The sequence below is a fragment of the Corynebacterium pelargi genome, assembly GCF_014635485.1.
GTDB lineage: Bacteria > Actinomycetota > Actinomycetes > Mycobacteriales > Mycobacteriaceae > Corynebacterium > Corynebacterium pelargi.
The window spans coordinates 68,404-84,294 of the sequence record NZ_BMCX01000005.1; the positions used below are offsets into that span (position 1 = coordinate 68,404).

The 15,891-nt window shown below is 58.8% G+C and carries 16 protein-coding genes and 2 riboswitches; of the genes, 9 read left to right on the forward strand and 7 right to left on the reverse strand.

Annotated features, from left to right (window positions below; genetic code table 11):
• Window positions 1-10 precede the first annotated feature (10 nt).
• A complete protein-coding gene (gene thiC, locus IEU99_RS10025) occupies window positions 11-1,732 on the reverse strand; it encodes a phosphomethylpyrimidine synthase ThiC (RefSeq protein WP_123959059.1) in 1,722 nt (573 codons plus the stop codon).
• A riboswitch (TPP riboswitch) is annotated at window positions 1,730-1,849 on the reverse strand. (Overlaps the previous gene by 3 nt.)
• 106 nt (window positions 1,850-1,955) lie before the next feature.
• A riboswitch (TPP riboswitch) is annotated at window positions 1,956-2,060 on the forward strand.
• Here thiC and thiO point away from each other — a divergent pair.
• The 4 genes from thiO (at window position 2,053) to IEU99_RS10045 (ending at window position 4,759) form a co-directional block, all read left to right on the forward strand.
• Window positions 2,053-3,087, forward strand: coding sequence for a glycine oxidase ThiO (thiO, locus tag IEU99_RS10030; protein ID WP_128888969.1), 1,035 nt, complete (start codon window positions 2,053-2,055; stop codon window positions 3,085-3,087). Its footprint overlaps the riboswitch before it by 8 nt.
• The gene (thiS, locus tag IEU99_RS10035; protein ID WP_128888968.1) at window positions 3,084-3,284 is read left to right on the forward strand and encodes a sulfur carrier protein ThiS; all 201 of its coding nucleotides are present in this window, start codon (window positions 3,084-3,086) and stop codon (window positions 3,282-3,284) included. The genes thiO and thiS overlap by 4 nt, the downstream gene beginning before the upstream one ends.
• A gap of 4 nt (window positions 3,285-3,288) precedes the next feature.
• A complete protein-coding gene (locus tag IEU99_RS10040; RefSeq protein ID WP_128888967.1) occupies window positions 3,289-4,059 on the forward strand; it encodes a thiazole synthase in 771 nt (256 codons plus the stop codon).
• A complete protein-coding gene (locus tag IEU99_RS10045) occupies window positions 4,046-4,759 on the forward strand; it encodes a HesA/MoeB/ThiF family protein (protein ID WP_128888966.1) in 714 nt (237 codons plus the stop codon). The genes IEU99_RS10040 and IEU99_RS10045 overlap by 14 nt, the downstream gene beginning before the upstream one ends.
• Here the strand turns inward: IEU99_RS10045 and IEU99_RS10050 are convergent.
• Entirely contained in the window at window positions 4,707-5,396 is a 690-nt protein-coding gene (locus IEU99_RS10050) for a thiamine phosphate synthase (protein WP_128888965.1), read from the reverse strand. The two genes, IEU99_RS10045 and IEU99_RS10050, sit on opposite strands and share 53 nt — an antisense overlap.
• Before the next feature lie 42 nt (window positions 5,397-5,438).
• Window positions 5,439-6,137, reverse strand: a complete 699-nt coding sequence (locus IEU99_RS10055; RefSeq protein ID WP_128888964.1) for an alpha-ketoglutarate-dependent dioxygenase AlkB — start codon at window positions 6,135-6,137, stop codon at window positions 5,439-5,441.
• Window positions 6,138-6,246: 109 nt separating this feature from the next.
• On the opposite strand from IEU99_RS10055, the gene IEU99_RS10060 reads away from it, so the two are divergent.
• Complete coding sequence (locus IEU99_RS10060; RefSeq protein ID WP_128888963.1) at window positions 6,247-8,607, forward strand: ATP-dependent RNA helicase; 2,361 nt, start codon at window positions 6,247-6,249, stop codon at window positions 8,605-8,607.
• Between the two features lie 19 nt (window positions 8,608-8,626).
• Here the strand turns inward: IEU99_RS10060 and IEU99_RS10065 are convergent, their stop codons facing one another.
• Window positions 8,627-9,385 (reverse strand): TSUP family transporter, encoded by a 759-nt coding sequence (locus IEU99_RS10065; RefSeq protein WP_128890746.1) that lies wholly within the window; start codon window positions 9,383-9,385, stop codon window positions 8,627-8,629.
• A gap of 55 nt (window positions 9,386-9,440) precedes the next feature.
• Between IEU99_RS10065 and IEU99_RS10070 the strand changes: the two genes are divergently transcribed.
• Window positions 9,441-10,502, forward strand: a complete 1,062-nt coding sequence (locus IEU99_RS10070; protein WP_128888962.1) for an AbrB family transcriptional regulator — start codon at window positions 9,441-9,443, stop codon at window positions 10,500-10,502.
• Between the two features lie 22 nt (window positions 10,503-10,524).
• On the opposite strand, the gene IEU99_RS10075 is transcribed toward IEU99_RS10070, so the two are convergent.
• On the reverse strand, window positions 10,525-10,944 hold the full coding sequence (locus IEU99_RS10075) for a MarR family winged helix-turn-helix transcriptional regulator (protein WP_128888961.1): 420 nt from the start codon (window positions 10,942-10,944) through the stop codon (window positions 10,525-10,527).
• Between the two features lie 102 nt (window positions 10,945-11,046).
• Complete coding sequence (locus IEU99_RS10080) at window positions 11,047-12,114, reverse strand: TIGR00730 family Rossman fold protein (RefSeq protein WP_128888960.1); 1,068 nt, start codon at window positions 12,112-12,114, stop codon at window positions 11,047-11,049.
• 137 nt (window positions 12,115-12,251) lie between these two features.
• Between IEU99_RS10080 and IEU99_RS10085 the strand changes: the two genes are divergently transcribed.
• A complete protein-coding gene (locus IEU99_RS10085; RefSeq protein ID WP_128888959.1) occupies window positions 12,252-13,157 on the forward strand; it encodes a formate/nitrite transporter family protein in 906 nt (301 codons plus the stop codon).
• A gap of 144 nt (window positions 13,158-13,301) precedes the next feature.
• Window positions 13,302-14,264 (forward strand): ROK family transcriptional regulator, encoded by a 963-nt coding sequence (locus IEU99_RS10090; RefSeq protein WP_128888958.1) that lies wholly within the window; start codon window positions 13,302-13,304, stop codon window positions 14,262-14,264.
• Window positions 14,265-14,303: 39 nt separating this feature from the next.
• Here the strand turns inward: IEU99_RS10090 and IEU99_RS10095 are convergent, their stop codons facing one another.
• Complete coding sequence (locus IEU99_RS10095) at window positions 14,304-14,858, reverse strand: gamma carbonic anhydrase family protein (RefSeq protein WP_128888957.1); 555 nt, start codon at window positions 14,856-14,858, stop codon at window positions 14,304-14,306.
• 159 nt (window positions 14,859-15,017) lie between these two features.
• Between IEU99_RS10095 and IEU99_RS10100 the strand changes: the two genes are divergently transcribed.
• Window positions 15,018-15,812 carry an esterase/lipase family protein gene (locus IEU99_RS10100; protein ID WP_128888956.1) on the forward strand — a complete coding sequence of 265 codons (795 nt, stop codon included), beginning with the start codon at window positions 15,018-15,020 and terminating at the stop codon, window positions 15,810-15,812.
• Window positions 15,813-15,891: the final 79 nt, after the last annotated feature.

Genomic DNA, 15,891 nt, shown 5'->3' on the forward strand with positions numbered 1-15,891 from the left:
TCAAACCAAACTAATCCGCAGGCTTTTCTGTCAGTGGCACGTAGACCTTTGATCCTTCGGCCACGAATTCTTGGGATTTCTCCTTCATCCCCGCCTCGATGGCCTCCACGGTCTCCAACCCGTGCGCAGCAGCGTAGTCGCGAACATCCTGGCTGATGCGCATGGAGCAGAACTTCGGTCCGCACATGGAACAGAAGTGCGCGGTTTTTGCGGGTTCCGCCGGCAAGGTTTCATCGTGGTATTCCAGCGCGGTGTCCGGATCAAGTGCCAGGGCGAATTGGTCGTGCCAACGGAACTCAAAGCGTGCGCGCGAAAGCTCATCATCGCGATCTTGGGCACCGGGCAGCCCCTTGGCCAGATCTGCCGCGTGAGCTGCGATCTTGTAGGTGATCACGCCCACCTTCACATCGTCGCGGTTGGGCAGACCCAGGTGTTCTTTGGGGGTGACGTAGCACAGCATCGCGGTACCGGCTTGGGCGATCATGGCCGCACCGATAGCCGAGGTGATGTGGTCATAACCTGGAGCGATGTCGGTGGTCAGTGGTCCGAGTGTGTAGAAGGGGGCTTCGGCACAGTACTTTTCTTCTTCTTCAACGTTCACCGCCACCTTGTGCATGGGCACATGGCCTGGGCCTTCGATCATCACCTGCACGCCGTGGTCTTGGGCGATCTTGGTTAGCTCGCCAAGGGTGCGCAGCTCGGCGAATTGCGCCTCATCGTTGGCATCGGCGATGGAACCGGGGCGCAGGCCGTCGCCAAGCGAAAAGGTGATGTCATATTTGGCGAGGATTTGGCAAAGCTCAGCAAAGCGCTCGTAGAGGAAGGATTCGCGGTGTTCTTTGAGGCACCACGCGGCCATGATGGAGCCGCCGCGAGAGACGATGCCGGTGATGCGCTCGGCGGCCAGGGGCACGTAGCGCAGAAGCACGCCGGCGTGCACCGTCATGTAGTCCACGCCCTGTTCTGCCTGCTCAATGACGGTATCGCGGAAGATTTCCCAGGTGAGTTGGTTCGGGTCGCCCTTGACCTTTTCCAGTGCCTGATAGATCGGCACCGTGCCGATGGGCACAGGTGAATTGCGCAAAACCCATTCGCGGGTTTCGTGGATATCCTTGCCGGTGGAAAGGTCCATCACGGTATCGGCACCCCAACGGGTAGCCCACACCATCTTCTCTACTTCCTCGGCAATAGAAGAGCTCACGGCAGAATTACCAATATTGGCATTCACCTTCACCGCGAAGGCCTTGCCAATGATCATCGGCTCGATCTCCGGGTGGTTATGATTCGCACAAATCACCGCCCGACCTGCGGCAACCTCATCTCGAACGAACTCAGGTGCAAAACCTTCGCGCGCGGCAATAAAGGCCATCTCCGGGGTGATGTGGCCTGCACGAGCCCACGCCAATTGTGTACGCACCAGCGTTTCTGGCTGCGCCTCGCTCGCAGGCGAAGCCGGCGGGTAATTCCATTGCGCTCGCGTTTTTGGCAGGCCGCGCTCAAGATCAATTTCGGGCGATTCCTCGGTGTAGATACCCGAGGTGTCATAGACATCGAAATGATCGCCGGTGGTCAGCTCGATTCGACGGCTCGGAATACGAAGCGTTTGGCCATCGAAGGTGACTTCTTCATAGTGCTTGTGGCTGCGATAGATCGGCCCCGTAGTCACCGTATCTGGAGCGGTGTCCTTGGTAGAGGCGTTCTTTTTTGCTGATGGTGGGGTCACTGCACCCATGAGAGGTTATCCTTTCCCTTCGCCGGCATTACCCGGACAGGTTCATCCGGTCGACGCCTCGTATGCTCCAGCGTCCTCTCAGCTCCTCGCATGATCGGAGCTCCCGGTTACTTTCCTCCACGAGTGTAGGCACGTCGCCTCCCGCTCGTGCACGCAACGGGGGTATTTGGTGGGGGTATCTGGGGGCTGGCGCGGCAAATACCAAGGCGCGCTATGCTGGCAATCGCACACCTACGGGAGCCCGCCAAGGGCTGAGAGGGCAATGCCATTGCCGACCGTTCGAACCTGATGCGGCACCCCCGCCGGAGGAAAGGTATCTGATGTACACCGTTATTGGTGCTGGCCTCATCGGCCTAGCTACCGCTGCGCTCTTGCAGCAACGCGGCCATGAAGTCCGCGTGATTGACCCCGATCCTGCCTCGCAGGCCTCGCATTTTGCCGCGGGCATGCTAGCCCCAACGGCAGAAATGCAATTTGAGCAAGATCCCCTCTATCCGCTCATGTTTGCCTCGGCGGATGAGTACCCAGAATTCCTCGCCCTGATCGGCGCTGAGGATGCGCTGATTGCTTCCGGCACCTTGGTGGTTGCTGGCGATCGCGCCGATCTGGGGCACCTCCACGATGTATTCGATTTGCAGCAGCGCTATGGGGCCGAAGCCGAAAAGCTCACCCCAAGCCAGGCTCGCAAACTTGAACCGGCACTATCGCCTGGCATTGCCGGTGCGGTGGCAATTCCGGGGGATCATCAAATCAACCCTCGCGTGCTCATGGCCCGGCTCCTGCAGCAGGTGCAGGTGGAGCGAAGAAAAGCACAGCCTGGTGACCTTGGGCCTCAGACCATCGTGTGCGCAGGTCTTGGTGCTGCTGAGCTATTCGATCTGCCGCTTCGCCCTGTGTATGGCGATATTTTGCGCCTGAATATGCCACGCACCAAAGGCGCGGAGCCGTTGCTAGAAAAGGTGGTACGTGGCTTTGTGCTGGACCGGCCCGTGTACCTCGTACCGCGCGGCGACGAGTTGGTCCTAGGTGCCACCAGCCGCGAGGATAGAGAGCCGCTGCCGCTTGCAGGCGGCGTATTAGATCTACTACGCGATGCTGCGCGGGTATTGCCCGATATTCAACTGTTGAGCATCAAAGAGGTTGCAGCGGGAGCACGCCCCGGCACACCGGATGATGTGCCCTTATTTGGGCGTGATCCAAAGACTTCCTCGGTGATTTCTACGGGCTATTTCCGCCACGGCATCTTATTGGCGGCATTGGCTGCGCGCCTTGGTGCCGATCAGCTCACCGGCGTAGAACCGAGTGAACAAGACCAAGCATTTATCCAAGCGATGAACCCGGAGCGATTCCTATGAAGATTCAACTCAATGGCAACACCCACGATGTAGATGCAAATGCCACGCTAGAGCAGGTGGTGGCGCTGATTACTGCTGATACCGCGGGAACAGCGGCGGCGGTGAATGAGGAAGTAGTACCCAAAGCAAATTGGGCTCAATATAGTTTGCGTGAAGGCGATGCGGTAGAGATCCTCACCGCCGTCCAAGGAGGCTAATGCCATGACCTGGGAGCTTGCAGGACGCACGCTTACTTCCCGCCTGCTACTTGGCACCGGCGGCATGAGCAGCGTGGATTCCATGGAAAAGGCACTCATTGCCTCCGGTGCAGAAGTTGCCACGGTAGCCATGCGCCGGCACACCCCCGCCAAGGGCGATCTCTATGGCATGCTGCGCAATGCCGGGGTGCATATTTTGCCCAATACCGCTGGCTGCCATACCGCACGCGAGGCCGTGCTCACCGCCCGTTTAGCTGCCGAGGCTTTGGGCTGCGATTGGGTCAAACTTGAGGTAATCGCCGATGACGATACCCTCTTACCCGATACCAACGAGCTGCTCATTGCCTGCGAAACGCTCGCAGCAGAAGGCATGCACGTATTGGCCTATACCTCCGATGATCCGGTGGCAGCGCGCCGGCTAGTAAGCGCCGGTGCCAGTGCCGTGATGCCTGCGGGTGCTCCCATCGGCACCGGGATGGGCATTTTGAATCCGCACAATATCCAGTTGATCACACAGCTTGAGGTGCCGGTACTCGTTGATGCCGGCATTGGCACCGCCTCAGAAGCCTGCCGCGCAATTGAATTGGGTTGCGATGGCGTCCTACTCGCCAGTGCCGTCACGCGAGCCCAAAACCCCACGGCCATGGCCCACGCCATGCGCCTTGCAATCCAAGCAGGCGAATACGCCGCAGGAGCAGGAAGAATTCCCGTGCGCGATCACGCCCAAGCAAGTTCTCCCATGGAAGGAAGGGCCTGGCGCGATGCCGTCCTCTAATCAAGCAAGCCCCGCACACAACCCAAACGCCACTAAGAACGTCAGCGACCTTGAGGCCAAACGCCTTGAGCGCACCACCGTCTTGTCTGGTTGGGATGCCGAAAAGGTAGCGCAGACCCACGTTGCCATCGTTGGCAGCGGCGGGCTTGGTTCTCCCCTGCTGCTTGGCCTGGTTGCCTCCGGCATTGGGCGCATCACCTTGTACGAGCACGACACCATTGAATTGCACAATCTTAATCGGCAGATCCTCTACTCCAGGCCAGATGTGGGCCAGCCCAAGGCCGAAACGGCAAAGAAGAAACTGCAGGCATTAGGCGATACCACCATTGATCTCGCCGGCACTTTCGAGCCAGATACCCGCATTGATGCCGACATCATGATCGACGCCAGCGATAATTTCCGCACTCGCTATCTTATCGCCGATGCTTCCCTGGATATGCCCTGCGTATGGGGCAGCGTGCTGCAATACGGCGGACAAGTTGGGGTGTTCCCACCTGGGCATTCCTTGCGCGATCTCTACCCCGAGCCGCCCAGCAATCCCCCTTCCAATGCCATTGGGGTGCTAGGTCCCGTGGCGCATGTGATCGGCTCCATGATGGCGGTGGAAACGCTCAAATTGGCCCTTGACCTTGGCCAGCCCGCCCAGCTCAACGTTTACGATGCGTTGAGCGCAACCACCAAGCAGTATCGTCTGCGTTAGGCTGCCCGGCGCGAAAAGCGGCCATGGCCTGCGAAGTCACGGCTGCGGGATCGTCCGCCTGCATGATTTCTCGCACCATCGCCACCCCGGCAATGCCTGTGCCAGCTAGCTTTTCGACGTCCCCCACGCGCACATCACCAATGGCCACAATGGGTAGCTGCGTGGCAGCCACCAGCGGCGGGTAGCCTGCAACACCAAGCGGCGGGCGCCCGGAGTCTTTGGTGGGAGTAGGCCGAAATGGGCCAGCGCCCAGATAATCCAGCACACCTGGGTGTTGCTCGTGGTAGCGCTGCGCTTGCTCTACCAATGCAAGCGTGCCGGTGGTCAGCCCGATGATGGCATCGGCACCTAATAATGCGCGCGCATGGTGGGCGGGAAGATCGTCCTGTCCGAGGTGCACACCATGCACGTGGCCTCCCGCTTGCATGGCGGCGAAGGCGACGTCGGCGCGGTCGTCGACAAGCACCCTGGTGGCAGGATTGGCCTGCTCTACTGCCTTGGCCACCGCTAAGGTCACGTCGAGCAGTTCGCGGGTGCTGACGTCTTTCAGCCGCACCTGCAGCAATGCCGCGCCACCTGCTGCCGCCTTGGCTGCTTGCTCGGCGGGATTGTTGCCCATGGTGATTGCGTAGATCATGGCTCTACTATTGCACGGCAATACGCTTGCGTGCGCCCGGTACTACACCTCAACCTGGCGGAAGGTGATATTGATTCGCCCGGACTGCAACCCACAATCGCTTGGTGCCGTGTCTGGGAAAAGCTTGGGCACACCATGAAACATCGCCCTCGATGGGCCGCCGAAGATCACCACATCGCCGCTCATCAGCCGCAGATCTTCATAGGGCTTGGTGCGGGTTTCATTGTTGCCTGCGCGAAAAATCGCCTCGTCGCCGATGGAAAGCGACACCACCGGGGCATTGGAGTGCTCAAAGGCATCCTGGTGCATTCCCATGGAGGCACCCTCTGGGTAGAAGTTAACCAAGGCCGCTTCGATTCGATAGTGCCCAACCCATGCAGCTAGCGCCTCATCGAGCGCAGCCGCCTTCGCCAACAACCCCTGGGCAAGTGTGACCCAATGCTTGGGCACCGGCGGCACTGATTGGCCTTCGACTTCACTTGCATATCGCCCATACTCATAGCCCCAGTGCCTGCCGAGTTGAAACATATATACCTTCATCTGCCCGGTGCGGGTGTGTGGACGCTGCATGGCAAAAGGTGTGCGCTGCAAACTTCTTGCATACTCGCGGGCCTCATGCACCAGTTGTGCCTGCACCGAAATACCAAGCGCTTCGGGTAAAAACACCAGGCCTTCTTTGATCTGGGCAGGTTGGCGCGCAGGTAGTGGGGTATGAAACAGCGTAGGCACGCCCTTGATCATAGGGTTAGAATTGCCTCGACTAGATTCCGATGGGAGCACTCATGCGCACACTCACACGACAAAGCAATGATCTGCGCGCGCGAGGCGCCAAGGAAGTACAGAAGCACTAGTGAGTCCTTTTCATCTCGAGCGCATCGGCACAGGGCTACCGGTTGCAGATGTCATAGGAAAACTGCAAGCTGCCTGCGCGCAGCACCACGCCGCAGTAGTGCAAGCCCCGCCGGGCACCGGCAAGACCACACTTGTGCCACCGCTGTTGGCTAACGAGGTAGAAGGGCTCGTCCTTGTGGTAGCCCCACGCAGGGTGGCGGTGCGCGCTGCAGCCAGGCGCCTTGCACACCTAGACGGCTCGCGCATTGGCGATCGTGTTGGTTTTCGTATCCGCGGCGAATCGCACCCCGGTAGCCGCGTGGAATTTCTCACCCCTGGTGTGTTGCTTCGCCGCCTCTTGCACGACCCGGAGCTTGCAGGGGTTTCGGCGGTGGTGCTCGACGAGGTCCACGAACGCCAACTCGATACCGATCTTGCCTTGGGCATGCTCATTGAGCTGCGTGAGCTCCGCGATGACCTGGTGATAGTAGCGATGTCTGCAACGCTAGAGGCACAGACGCTTGCCCGGCTCATGGATGCCCCCATTGTGCAGGCTCATGCCCCCATTCATGAGCTCAGCATCCGCTATGTTCCCAGCACGCATCCTCGCACGGCCGTGAGCCGTGATTTTCTCCAAGAGGTAGCCACGCTAAGTGCGCAGGCAGCACACAAGAGCGAGCACAGCGTGTTGGTCTTTGTTCCCGGCAAGCGCGAGGTGCATATCCTCTGCGAACTGCTAGCGCAGCGCACATCCTTGGCGGTATTTGCCCTGCACGGGCAATTATCCAGCAGGGAACAAGATGCAGCACTCGGCTATGAAGGCCAGCGCATCGTGGTGGCCACAAGCATTGCCGAATCTTCTATCACCGTCCCCGGCGTGCGCACCGTTATTGATACTGGGCTTGCTCGAGTACCCAAGCGCGATGCTGCCCGCGGGATCAACGGCCTGGTCACCTTAAGTACCTCGCAAGCATCTGCCGAGCAGCGTGCCGGACGCGCTGGCCGCGAAGGCCCCGGCAGCGTCATCCGCTGTTATAGCCAGCAGGATTTTTCCCGCTTTGCTCCTCACAGCACCCCAGAGATCAATGCAGCAGATCTCACCCAAGCCATGCTCACTCTGGCCTGCTGGGGCACCACGGATCTTGGCACCTTCCCCTTCCTATCCCCTCCCCCAGCACCAGCCGTGCGAGATGCCCGCGATACCTTGCATGTCTTGGGCGCTCTTAGTTCCACTGGCGTTGCCACCGAGCATGGCCGCGCCTTGGCCTCGTTGCCGCTTGCCCCCAGGCTTGGCAGCGCCTTACTCCAATGCGGCGAGAAGGCGGCTGACACGGTGGCGGCAATCAGCTTAGATGCAGCCGGGGATCTCAGCCGTATCAATCCGAGTAAGGAGCTCGAACGCGAGGCCCGGCGCCTGGCTGCGCTGGCACCGCCGAGCACCACACATTTCACCCCAGGTCAGGTGATTGCGCATGCGTTTCCCCAACGCATTGCCCGTGCAAGCGCCAAGGAGGGTGAATTTCTTTTGGCCTCCGGCACGCGCGCACGCCTGGATAAGATCACTGCACTGGCCGGCTGTGAGTGGATTGCGGTGGCTGGGCTGCGTTTGAATGCTCAAGGCGATGCGTTGATCAGCGCTGCAGCACCACTGCAACAAGCTGAAGCAGAGGCAATCGCCGGGGTACAAGAGCGCACCACCGCCACCATTGAAGCAGGCCGCATCAAGGCCACCCGCGAGCGCGCACTCGGTGCGATTCTGCTCAGCAGCACCCCGTGTAGCCTCAACCCCGAAGAAGCCAAAGCAGCCCTGACCCAGCATGTTCAAGAACATGGCTTAGATATCTTCCACTTTGAGCCTGCGGCGAAGTCTTTGTGGAATCGCCTGAAGTTCTTATACGAGCACGTTGGCGATCCCTGGCCGGATGTTGAACGTATGAGCGCCTCCGTTTTAGAAGCAGAGATTGCGCAATTGGCTCAAGGCGTGCCCCCAGCAAAGATTGCCATGGCGCCGGTGCTCAAACGCATACTGCCCTGGCCAGAGGCCGCACATTTGGATGAATTAGTGCCAGCCACGCTTTCGTTGCCCAGCGGCAACCAGGCCAGCATCGACTATCAAGACCGCCCTGTGGTGGCTGCGAAGCTGCAGGAGTGTTTTGGGCTGACACAAACCCCGCTGATCTGCGGGCAGCGAGTGTTATTCCACTTGCTCTCACCGGCTGGGCGCCCCTTGGCGCTCACCGATGATTTGGCCAGTTTTTGGGCTGGGCCATATCAGGGCGTGCGTGCAGAGATGCGCGGGCGTTACCCCAAACACCCTTGGCCGGAGGATCCGCTGCAGGCCCAAGCCACGGCCAAAACCAATCGTGCTTTGCGCTCTTAAGCGCAAGTCCAAAGCCCTGCTAGCCCCATTGCTGGATGGCTAAGACCACGCTCATTACCACCACCGTCACCAGCAGGGCGATCCTTAGCAGGCGATCGCCGCCACGAAGCACGGTGCGGGCACCTAGTTGGGCGCCGCAGATATTTGCCAGTGCCAGCACTAACCCGAGGCTCCACCACACATGGCCGCCGATGATGAACACACATAAGGCGCCAAGGTTCGTGGCGGCATTGACCACCTTTGCCATTGGTGCGGCCTGTAAAAGATTTGCTCCCAAAAAGCTGCTAAACGCCAAGAGCAAGAACATGCCGGTACCGGGGCCGAAGGCTCCGTCGTAAAGCGCAATGGCAGCGGCAAGCACGAAGGCAAGCCGCGGGCGCATGGCCCCGGCCTTGGTGCCGAATTGCGGTTTGCTTGCCACGATCACGCCTACTACCAGCAGCAACACGATGATTATCGGGCGCATCACCTCGCGGCTTAAGGAGCTTGCCACCAAGGCGCCGGCACCTGCGGCTACAAGGGCCACGGGAACAAAGCGCAGCGCAAAGCCTCGTGGCGGTGGGACGTGGCGGCTGAGTTTGATCGCAGCAGAACTGGTGCCAAAGAACCCGGCTACTTTATTGGTGGCCAGCGCTGAGGCAGGCGCAAGACCAGGGCATACTGCGAGCAGGAGCGGGATCAAGATGAGCCCACCGCCGCCGATGATGGCATCGATCCAACCCGCCACTGCGGCACCTGCAATGAGTACCGCCCAGCTTGCAGCTCCAAGTTCTAGCATGGCCACCTCCTGACTTTCGGGCACTATTGTCGAGCATATGCCCCTCCGCTTTCACATGCCTGATGCGAACCTCGCTCTCCGCTGGGCTATCGTCGTGCCTGCATCAATCGCGTTGGGGTGGGTGCTGCAGCACTATCATGTGCCTGCTGCCTGGATTCTTGGTGGCATCGTCGTCTCGGCGGCGATGGCCTTAAGCACCGCCAAAGAACTGGTGATGAATAAACACCTCTTCAGCTTTGGCCGTGGATTTATCGGCATTCTCGCCGCCTTGCCGCTGCTTGCTAGCAACCCTGCAACTTTAAGTGCCTATATCCTGCCCGGCATCCTTATCACCATCATCACCTTAGGCATTGGTGTGATTGGTGGAGTGCTCTTGGCGCGTTCCCAAGCGGCGATTTCCACCCAAACCGGCATCTTGTCCATGCTGGCTGGCGGGGCTTCCATCATGCCGTTATTGGCCAGGGAATTCGGTGCAGACTTTCGCTATGTGGCCTTAAGCCAATACCTCAGGTTGTTGGCGGTAAGCCTTTCGCTGCCCCTGGTTGCCCACTGGCTTTTGACTTCCGGGCAGCATTCTCCTGCTAACGCCACGCATGCTCACCTTGACCAACCGTGGTGGGCGCTGCTTGCCGTGCTGCTCATTGCTGCTTTTGGTGAGGTGATCGGTAGAAAGCTGCATATCCCCGTGCCCTCGGTATTAGGGCCGCTGCTGTTGATGCTGCTTGTGGGCACGCTGGCTCCGCCGGCTGATTTCACTCCCCCGGAGGCAGTGCGGACCTTTGCGTTTTTATCCATTGGATGGATGTGCGGCGGTTCGCTTTCGGTGGCATCACTCAAATCTTTTGCCCGCCAGCTTCCCGCCACGCTGGTGTTTATTGTGGTGCTGCTGCTTGGCTGTGCGTTGAGTGCTTGGCCATTGATGCAGTTTTTGCACATCTCCTATTTTGAGGCCTATCTTGCTACCTCACCCGGTGCGCTTGAGACGGTCTTGGCATTATCGGATGAAGGCGGAGCAGGCCCGGTGGTAGTAGCCATTCAGATCATCAGGCTTTTAGGTGTGCTGCTTATTGCCAGCGCCTTGCCGTATTTGCGCAAACGCCGCAAGGGCGCGCGCTAGAGTTGCGCGCTAGGGTTGCGCGTTAGGGATGGATAAAGCGATCCACGATCTTTTCCAATACCGCCACTTCTTCCTCGCTAAACCCTAAGCTTCCGCTCATCTCTTGGCTCATTGCTTCGCAGCGAGCCTCAAGCGCTTTGCCTTTTTCTGTAAGGAAGATGCGCACCACTCGAGAATCTTGGTCAATGCGGCTGCGTTGAATCAGGCCTGAGTGCTCCATGCGGCGCAGCAGCGGCGAGATGGTGCCGGAATCAAGATCTAAAGGTGCACACAGGCCATTGATGCTTCGCCCATCGCGTTCCCACAGCAGCCTGAGCACCAGCAGTTGCGGATAGGTAATACCGAGGTATTCATCCATATAGGAACGCAAGAGGCGCTGCGAGGCTCGCGAACCGCGATAGAGCGCGAAGGTGACGCGCTCTTCATTATTAGGAAGCTGCATTGTCGTGGTCCTTCACAAGTAAGTAAAGCAAGAACGTGTAGCTAGTACTTTAGCCCCATTTACTGCACAAATGCTGCGAAGTACCTTTGTGGGGGATAAGGATTACCACTTCAGCCCTGGGCTTACCCAGTGCGAAAAGGCCTCAAAAAGTTCCTCTACCGTATCGGCAACAACGATTGCGTCGAGGTAGCGAGGGGCGATGAATCCTTCCTCACTCATTGAGCGCAATGCATGCAGCATTGGGTCCCAATATTCTTCGGTATTTAAAAGCCCAACCGGTCCGGTATAAGGCCCGAGTTGCTGGCGCACAAGCACTTCGAAGAGTTCCTCCAATGTGCCCATGCCACCAGGTAGGGCCACGAAGGCGTCGGCAAGCTCCTCCATGCGCGTTTTGCGCTCGGCCATGGTCTCGGTGATATCGAGCGCAGTTAAACCTGGGTGCGAAAGTTCCAGATCCACCAGGGCTTTAGGCATCACACCGTGGACGCGACCACCAGCTTCAAGGCAAGCATTGGCCGCCTCTCCCATCAATCCAACGCTGCCGCCACCAAAGACCATCTCGATCTCGCGCTCGGCTAAACCTTGGCCCAATGCCCTGGCGGCGCGGGTGAATTCTCCGCGCGCACCATGGGCAGAACCGCAGTACACGGCCACGCTTTGGATCTTCGGCGAAAGTGCTTTCACCATCACCGTGGCGGCATCATTGGAATGGGTTTGGGTAATGAAGTCGTGGCGCGCATAGAGCTTGCGGGCAGGGCTTCGGGTATCCACATTCAAGGTAATGCCTGGCCAGCCGTGGGTGCGGCCATGCTCGGAGGCCTCCCCGATGAGCCAGGATCCCACGCCTTGGCCTTGCCAAGCTGGATCCACATTTAAGACCATCTCGGGCACATTGTCTGCAACGAATCCGAAGCCGTGAATAAAGGTCACCCACATGGTGCCCACAACCTTATTGTGGGCGTCGTGCAATACCACGCCGATGTCTCCACGGGCCGGGTCAAAGCTCAAATACTCGCGGTGCCGGCCTCCCGCCACGTCGTCGAGGGTGTAATTCGCCCCAAAGCGATTAATGTTGCGCAGATAGGCTTCGGCTCGCAGTGAGGTATCTTCGGACGTCATCGCCCGAGCACGCAGCTCGGAAATCGGTGGCATGGTTGCAGGAACGCTCATGGCTTTTGAGTGTAACGCCCAACACGCTCGCAACCATAGACGAAAAGTATCCACCGCAGTTCTGCCAACTTGGCTCTCGCCCGCTGGCACGTATGATATGCACACCATCTTAAGCTTCAAGCAGTAAAGGATTTCGCATGAGCGTTCATCACTCGGGCTCCCACGACGCCCGCGCCACCAAGAAGAGCCAGGGGTCTCAGCTCGATTCCATGTCGCAATCCCAAGAGGAAGCACCGGTATCCGAGGCCACCGAGCGCCTCGTAGAGGAAGGCACTGCGCGCATTCGGCGCCCATTTACTGCCTTGATCACCACCGGCATCATGGGTGGTTTAGAAATCGGCATTGGCCTTTTGGCCAAATATATTGTGGTTCGAGAAACCGGCAATGAGCTGCTTGGCTCCATTGCCTTTTCCATCGCCTTCGTTATTTTGCTGCTCGCACACTCAGAGCTTTTTACCGAGGGCTTCTTAGTGCCGGTATCCGCGGTGGTGGCCGGAAAGGCCACCGTGGGAGGCCTTCTGCGCTTCTGGGCTGGTACGGCCGCCGGCAATATCATCGGCGCGGCCATCATCATGTGGATTTTGGTCAAGGCCTATCCCGGTGGCCACGATTACTTCATCGAAGAAGGCGAACACTATGCCTCGATGGGGCTCGATCTTTCGGGCTTCCTCTTAGCAGCACTCGGCGGCATGATGCTGACCTTGGTCACGCGCATGCACCAGCATTCCGACGAGACGATGCCGCAGGTGCTCTCCTCGATGATCGGCGGTTCCATGCTGGCCGGCACCGGCATGCTGCACTCGGTGCTTGATACTTTGTACATCTTTGGTGGCATGTTTGCCGGTGGCGATATCTCGATCCAGTCCTGGCTGGGCTTCGTGTGGTGGATTGCGCTGGGCAATATGGCTGGCGGTTTGCTGCTGGTTTCCGGTATCCGCTTTGTGCGCGCTCGCGGATCCTTGGGTGGTTCAAAGACCCAAAAGCACAAAAAGAACAAGAAGAATAAGCATGAAAGCGAGCGCGAAAAGAGCACGTCTCACTAGCGCTATCGCTGCAGGTTTTCTACCTTCCTGGAAGGTTGTTCAGACCGCTTTGTCTATGCCTTATGCTGCGCCCTTTCCATCTATAAACCAACAGGTGCAGTGGCACTAGACATAGCGGTCTATCGGGCGCTAGAATCCTTGCACATGCACACCCTCGCACGCTCGAACCCTGCTCCTCAGTTCGTGCGTCCCACCCTGCCAGCGGCCGCCTGCCTGCACTTCATCCGGCATTTCCAGCCCATCACCCGCGGCGATCTCATCACCTATACCGGGAAATCCCAGCCCACCATCACCCGCGCCATCGCAGCCCTCCTCGATGCAAATCTCGTGCGCGAACGCGCCGATCTCGCCGTGGTCCAAGGCCCAGGCCGCCCCAAAATCCCCCTGGTGCTGGCACCGAGCCCCTTTGTGCAAGTAGGCATCGCCATCGGCACCCACGCCACCTACATCGGCGCCTATTCTTTGCGCGGCAGCGCCCTCAAAGAGCAACTGCTGCACATCACCGCCGCCAAGCACACCCCTGAGCAATTCCTCCACACCATCGCCGAAGCCGCAGCCCATGTAGCACGCGAAACCAAGCTCCCCCTGGCCTGCGTGGGAATCTCAACATCGGGAACCATCAATCGCTTTGGCTATGTGCAGGCACCGAATTTGGGATGGCGCAACGTGGCCCTCCAAGACCTTGCACATCAGCTTTTCGACGTCCCCGTCTCCATCAGCACCGCCATCCAGGCCATTGCCGGGGCAGAATTACAAAGCCAGCAACCCGACCAACCCAGCAATGTGGTGGTACTGCACTCCGATGATTCCATCGGTGCGGCCTTGATCGACCATAAAGAGGTTCGATCCCTGGAAGTGGCCGACCGCGCCAGCTTGCTCGATGCCTCAATTCAATTGGTCAAAACCCATGCACCACACACCGTGGTGCTGGCCGGAGATACCTTCGAATCCACCACCGAAGCGCGGCGCTTTCACCGCACCCTGCTCCAAGAAGCACCCCAAGAGGTATCCATTCGGGTCTTCCCCGCCCACCTCGATAATGCCCGGGCAGCAGCGCGAGCAGTGGCGATGGAGCGGCTGATGCAAGACCCCTTGAGCCTGGCATAGATCCTGGCATAGCTCCTGGGGTAGATCCTGGCGTAAATCCTAAGAAAAGCGCACCTGCTCCAGGCTTAAGCCCTGCTCACACTGCGCATGCAGCTTAGAGATATCGACGTACCTACCAGCGTGCGGGATAAAGGCCTCATATTGCTCGGCTTCCAGCACACGACGCACCTTCGCCGGCACCCCGGCAACCAGGCTGTGCTCTGGAATCTCTTGGCCTTCAAGCACCACTGCACCGGCGGCAATCAAGCTTCCCTGGCCAATCACGCTGCGCGATAGCAAGGCCGATTTCATGCCCACCAAGGTGCCATCGTGGACGGTTGCGCCGTGCACCAATGCCATATGTCCGACGGTGACATCGCTGCCGAGCACGCAGGCTGCGTCCCGATCGACGTGAAGCACCGAATTATCTTGAATATTGCTGCGCGCGCCTACATGGATGCTATTGATATCCGCCCTTAGCACGCAGCCATAAAACACCGAGGCATCGGCTTCGATGGTCACGTCGCCAATAATCGTCGCCGTCGGCGCAATATACGCATCTTTGTGAATGCGCGGGGTTTTCCCATTGATGGATAAAATCAGCGGTCCAGTCATGCTTCACCTTCCTTGAGCCTTCAAGCCTGAGCATTGTTGTGCTTTCACCGCGCCTTCAGCGCGATAGATCCTATCCCCGACGTTAGCCTCAACCGGGCTATCTTGTGGGCTACTAAGCTCGGGGGCTAAGACCGTGCATCTCAAGCACAAGGAGCGGGCATGCCAAAAGAGATCATGAATCACACCTTGCCCATCTCCGCGCGCCTACCAGCCAGGGGATTATTCGAAGACGACTGGCGCGCACGCCCAAGCAAGCAGCACCCCTACCCCGTTATTCTCATCCACGGCACCGGCGTAACGAAGGGCGACTGGATGGAGCTTGGCCAAGACCTGCGCGAAGAAGGCTATGCCGTGTTCGCCCCAGACTTTGGTTTCCGTTCCACGGTCTTGGTAGAAGAATCCACCGAACAAGTAGCGGCCTATATCCACGCCGTGCTCACGGTATGCGAGGCAAAGAAAGTGATCCTCGTCGGGCATTCCCAAGGAGGCATCATTGCTCGTTATTGGATGCACCATTTAGGCGGTGCCAGGCACACCCATCACTTGATTTCCCTCGCCGCGCCCCACCACGGCACACTGCATGGTGGCGTGATGAATCCACTGAGCAAGACCAAACGCGGCAGCGAAGTCATGGACTCGCTCATCAGTGGATTTTTTGGCCAGTCTGGGTTTCAGATGCTCAAAGATTCTGAACTGATCCAGGCGCTGAACGCCAAGGGCGAAACCCTAGAAGGGGTGCACTATAGCTGCATTGCCACGCGCACCGATAGCATTATCCAGCCGGTGGAGTCCGGCTTCCTCGATGGTGCCCGCAATATTTATCTCCAACAAGTTGATCGCAATGCAATCGTGCGCCACGAGGATCTCCCCTACGATCCGCGCTCAAGGCAGTTGGTGCTCGCAGAGATCACCCGGCTTGAGCACACGCCGTGGCAGGCCCATCACCAGCATTAACGCAGCGCAGCCTTGCATTACTAAGGGTTGCTTCGGATTGCTTGCGAGCAATACAACCGCATGTGACTATGGCTTAAAC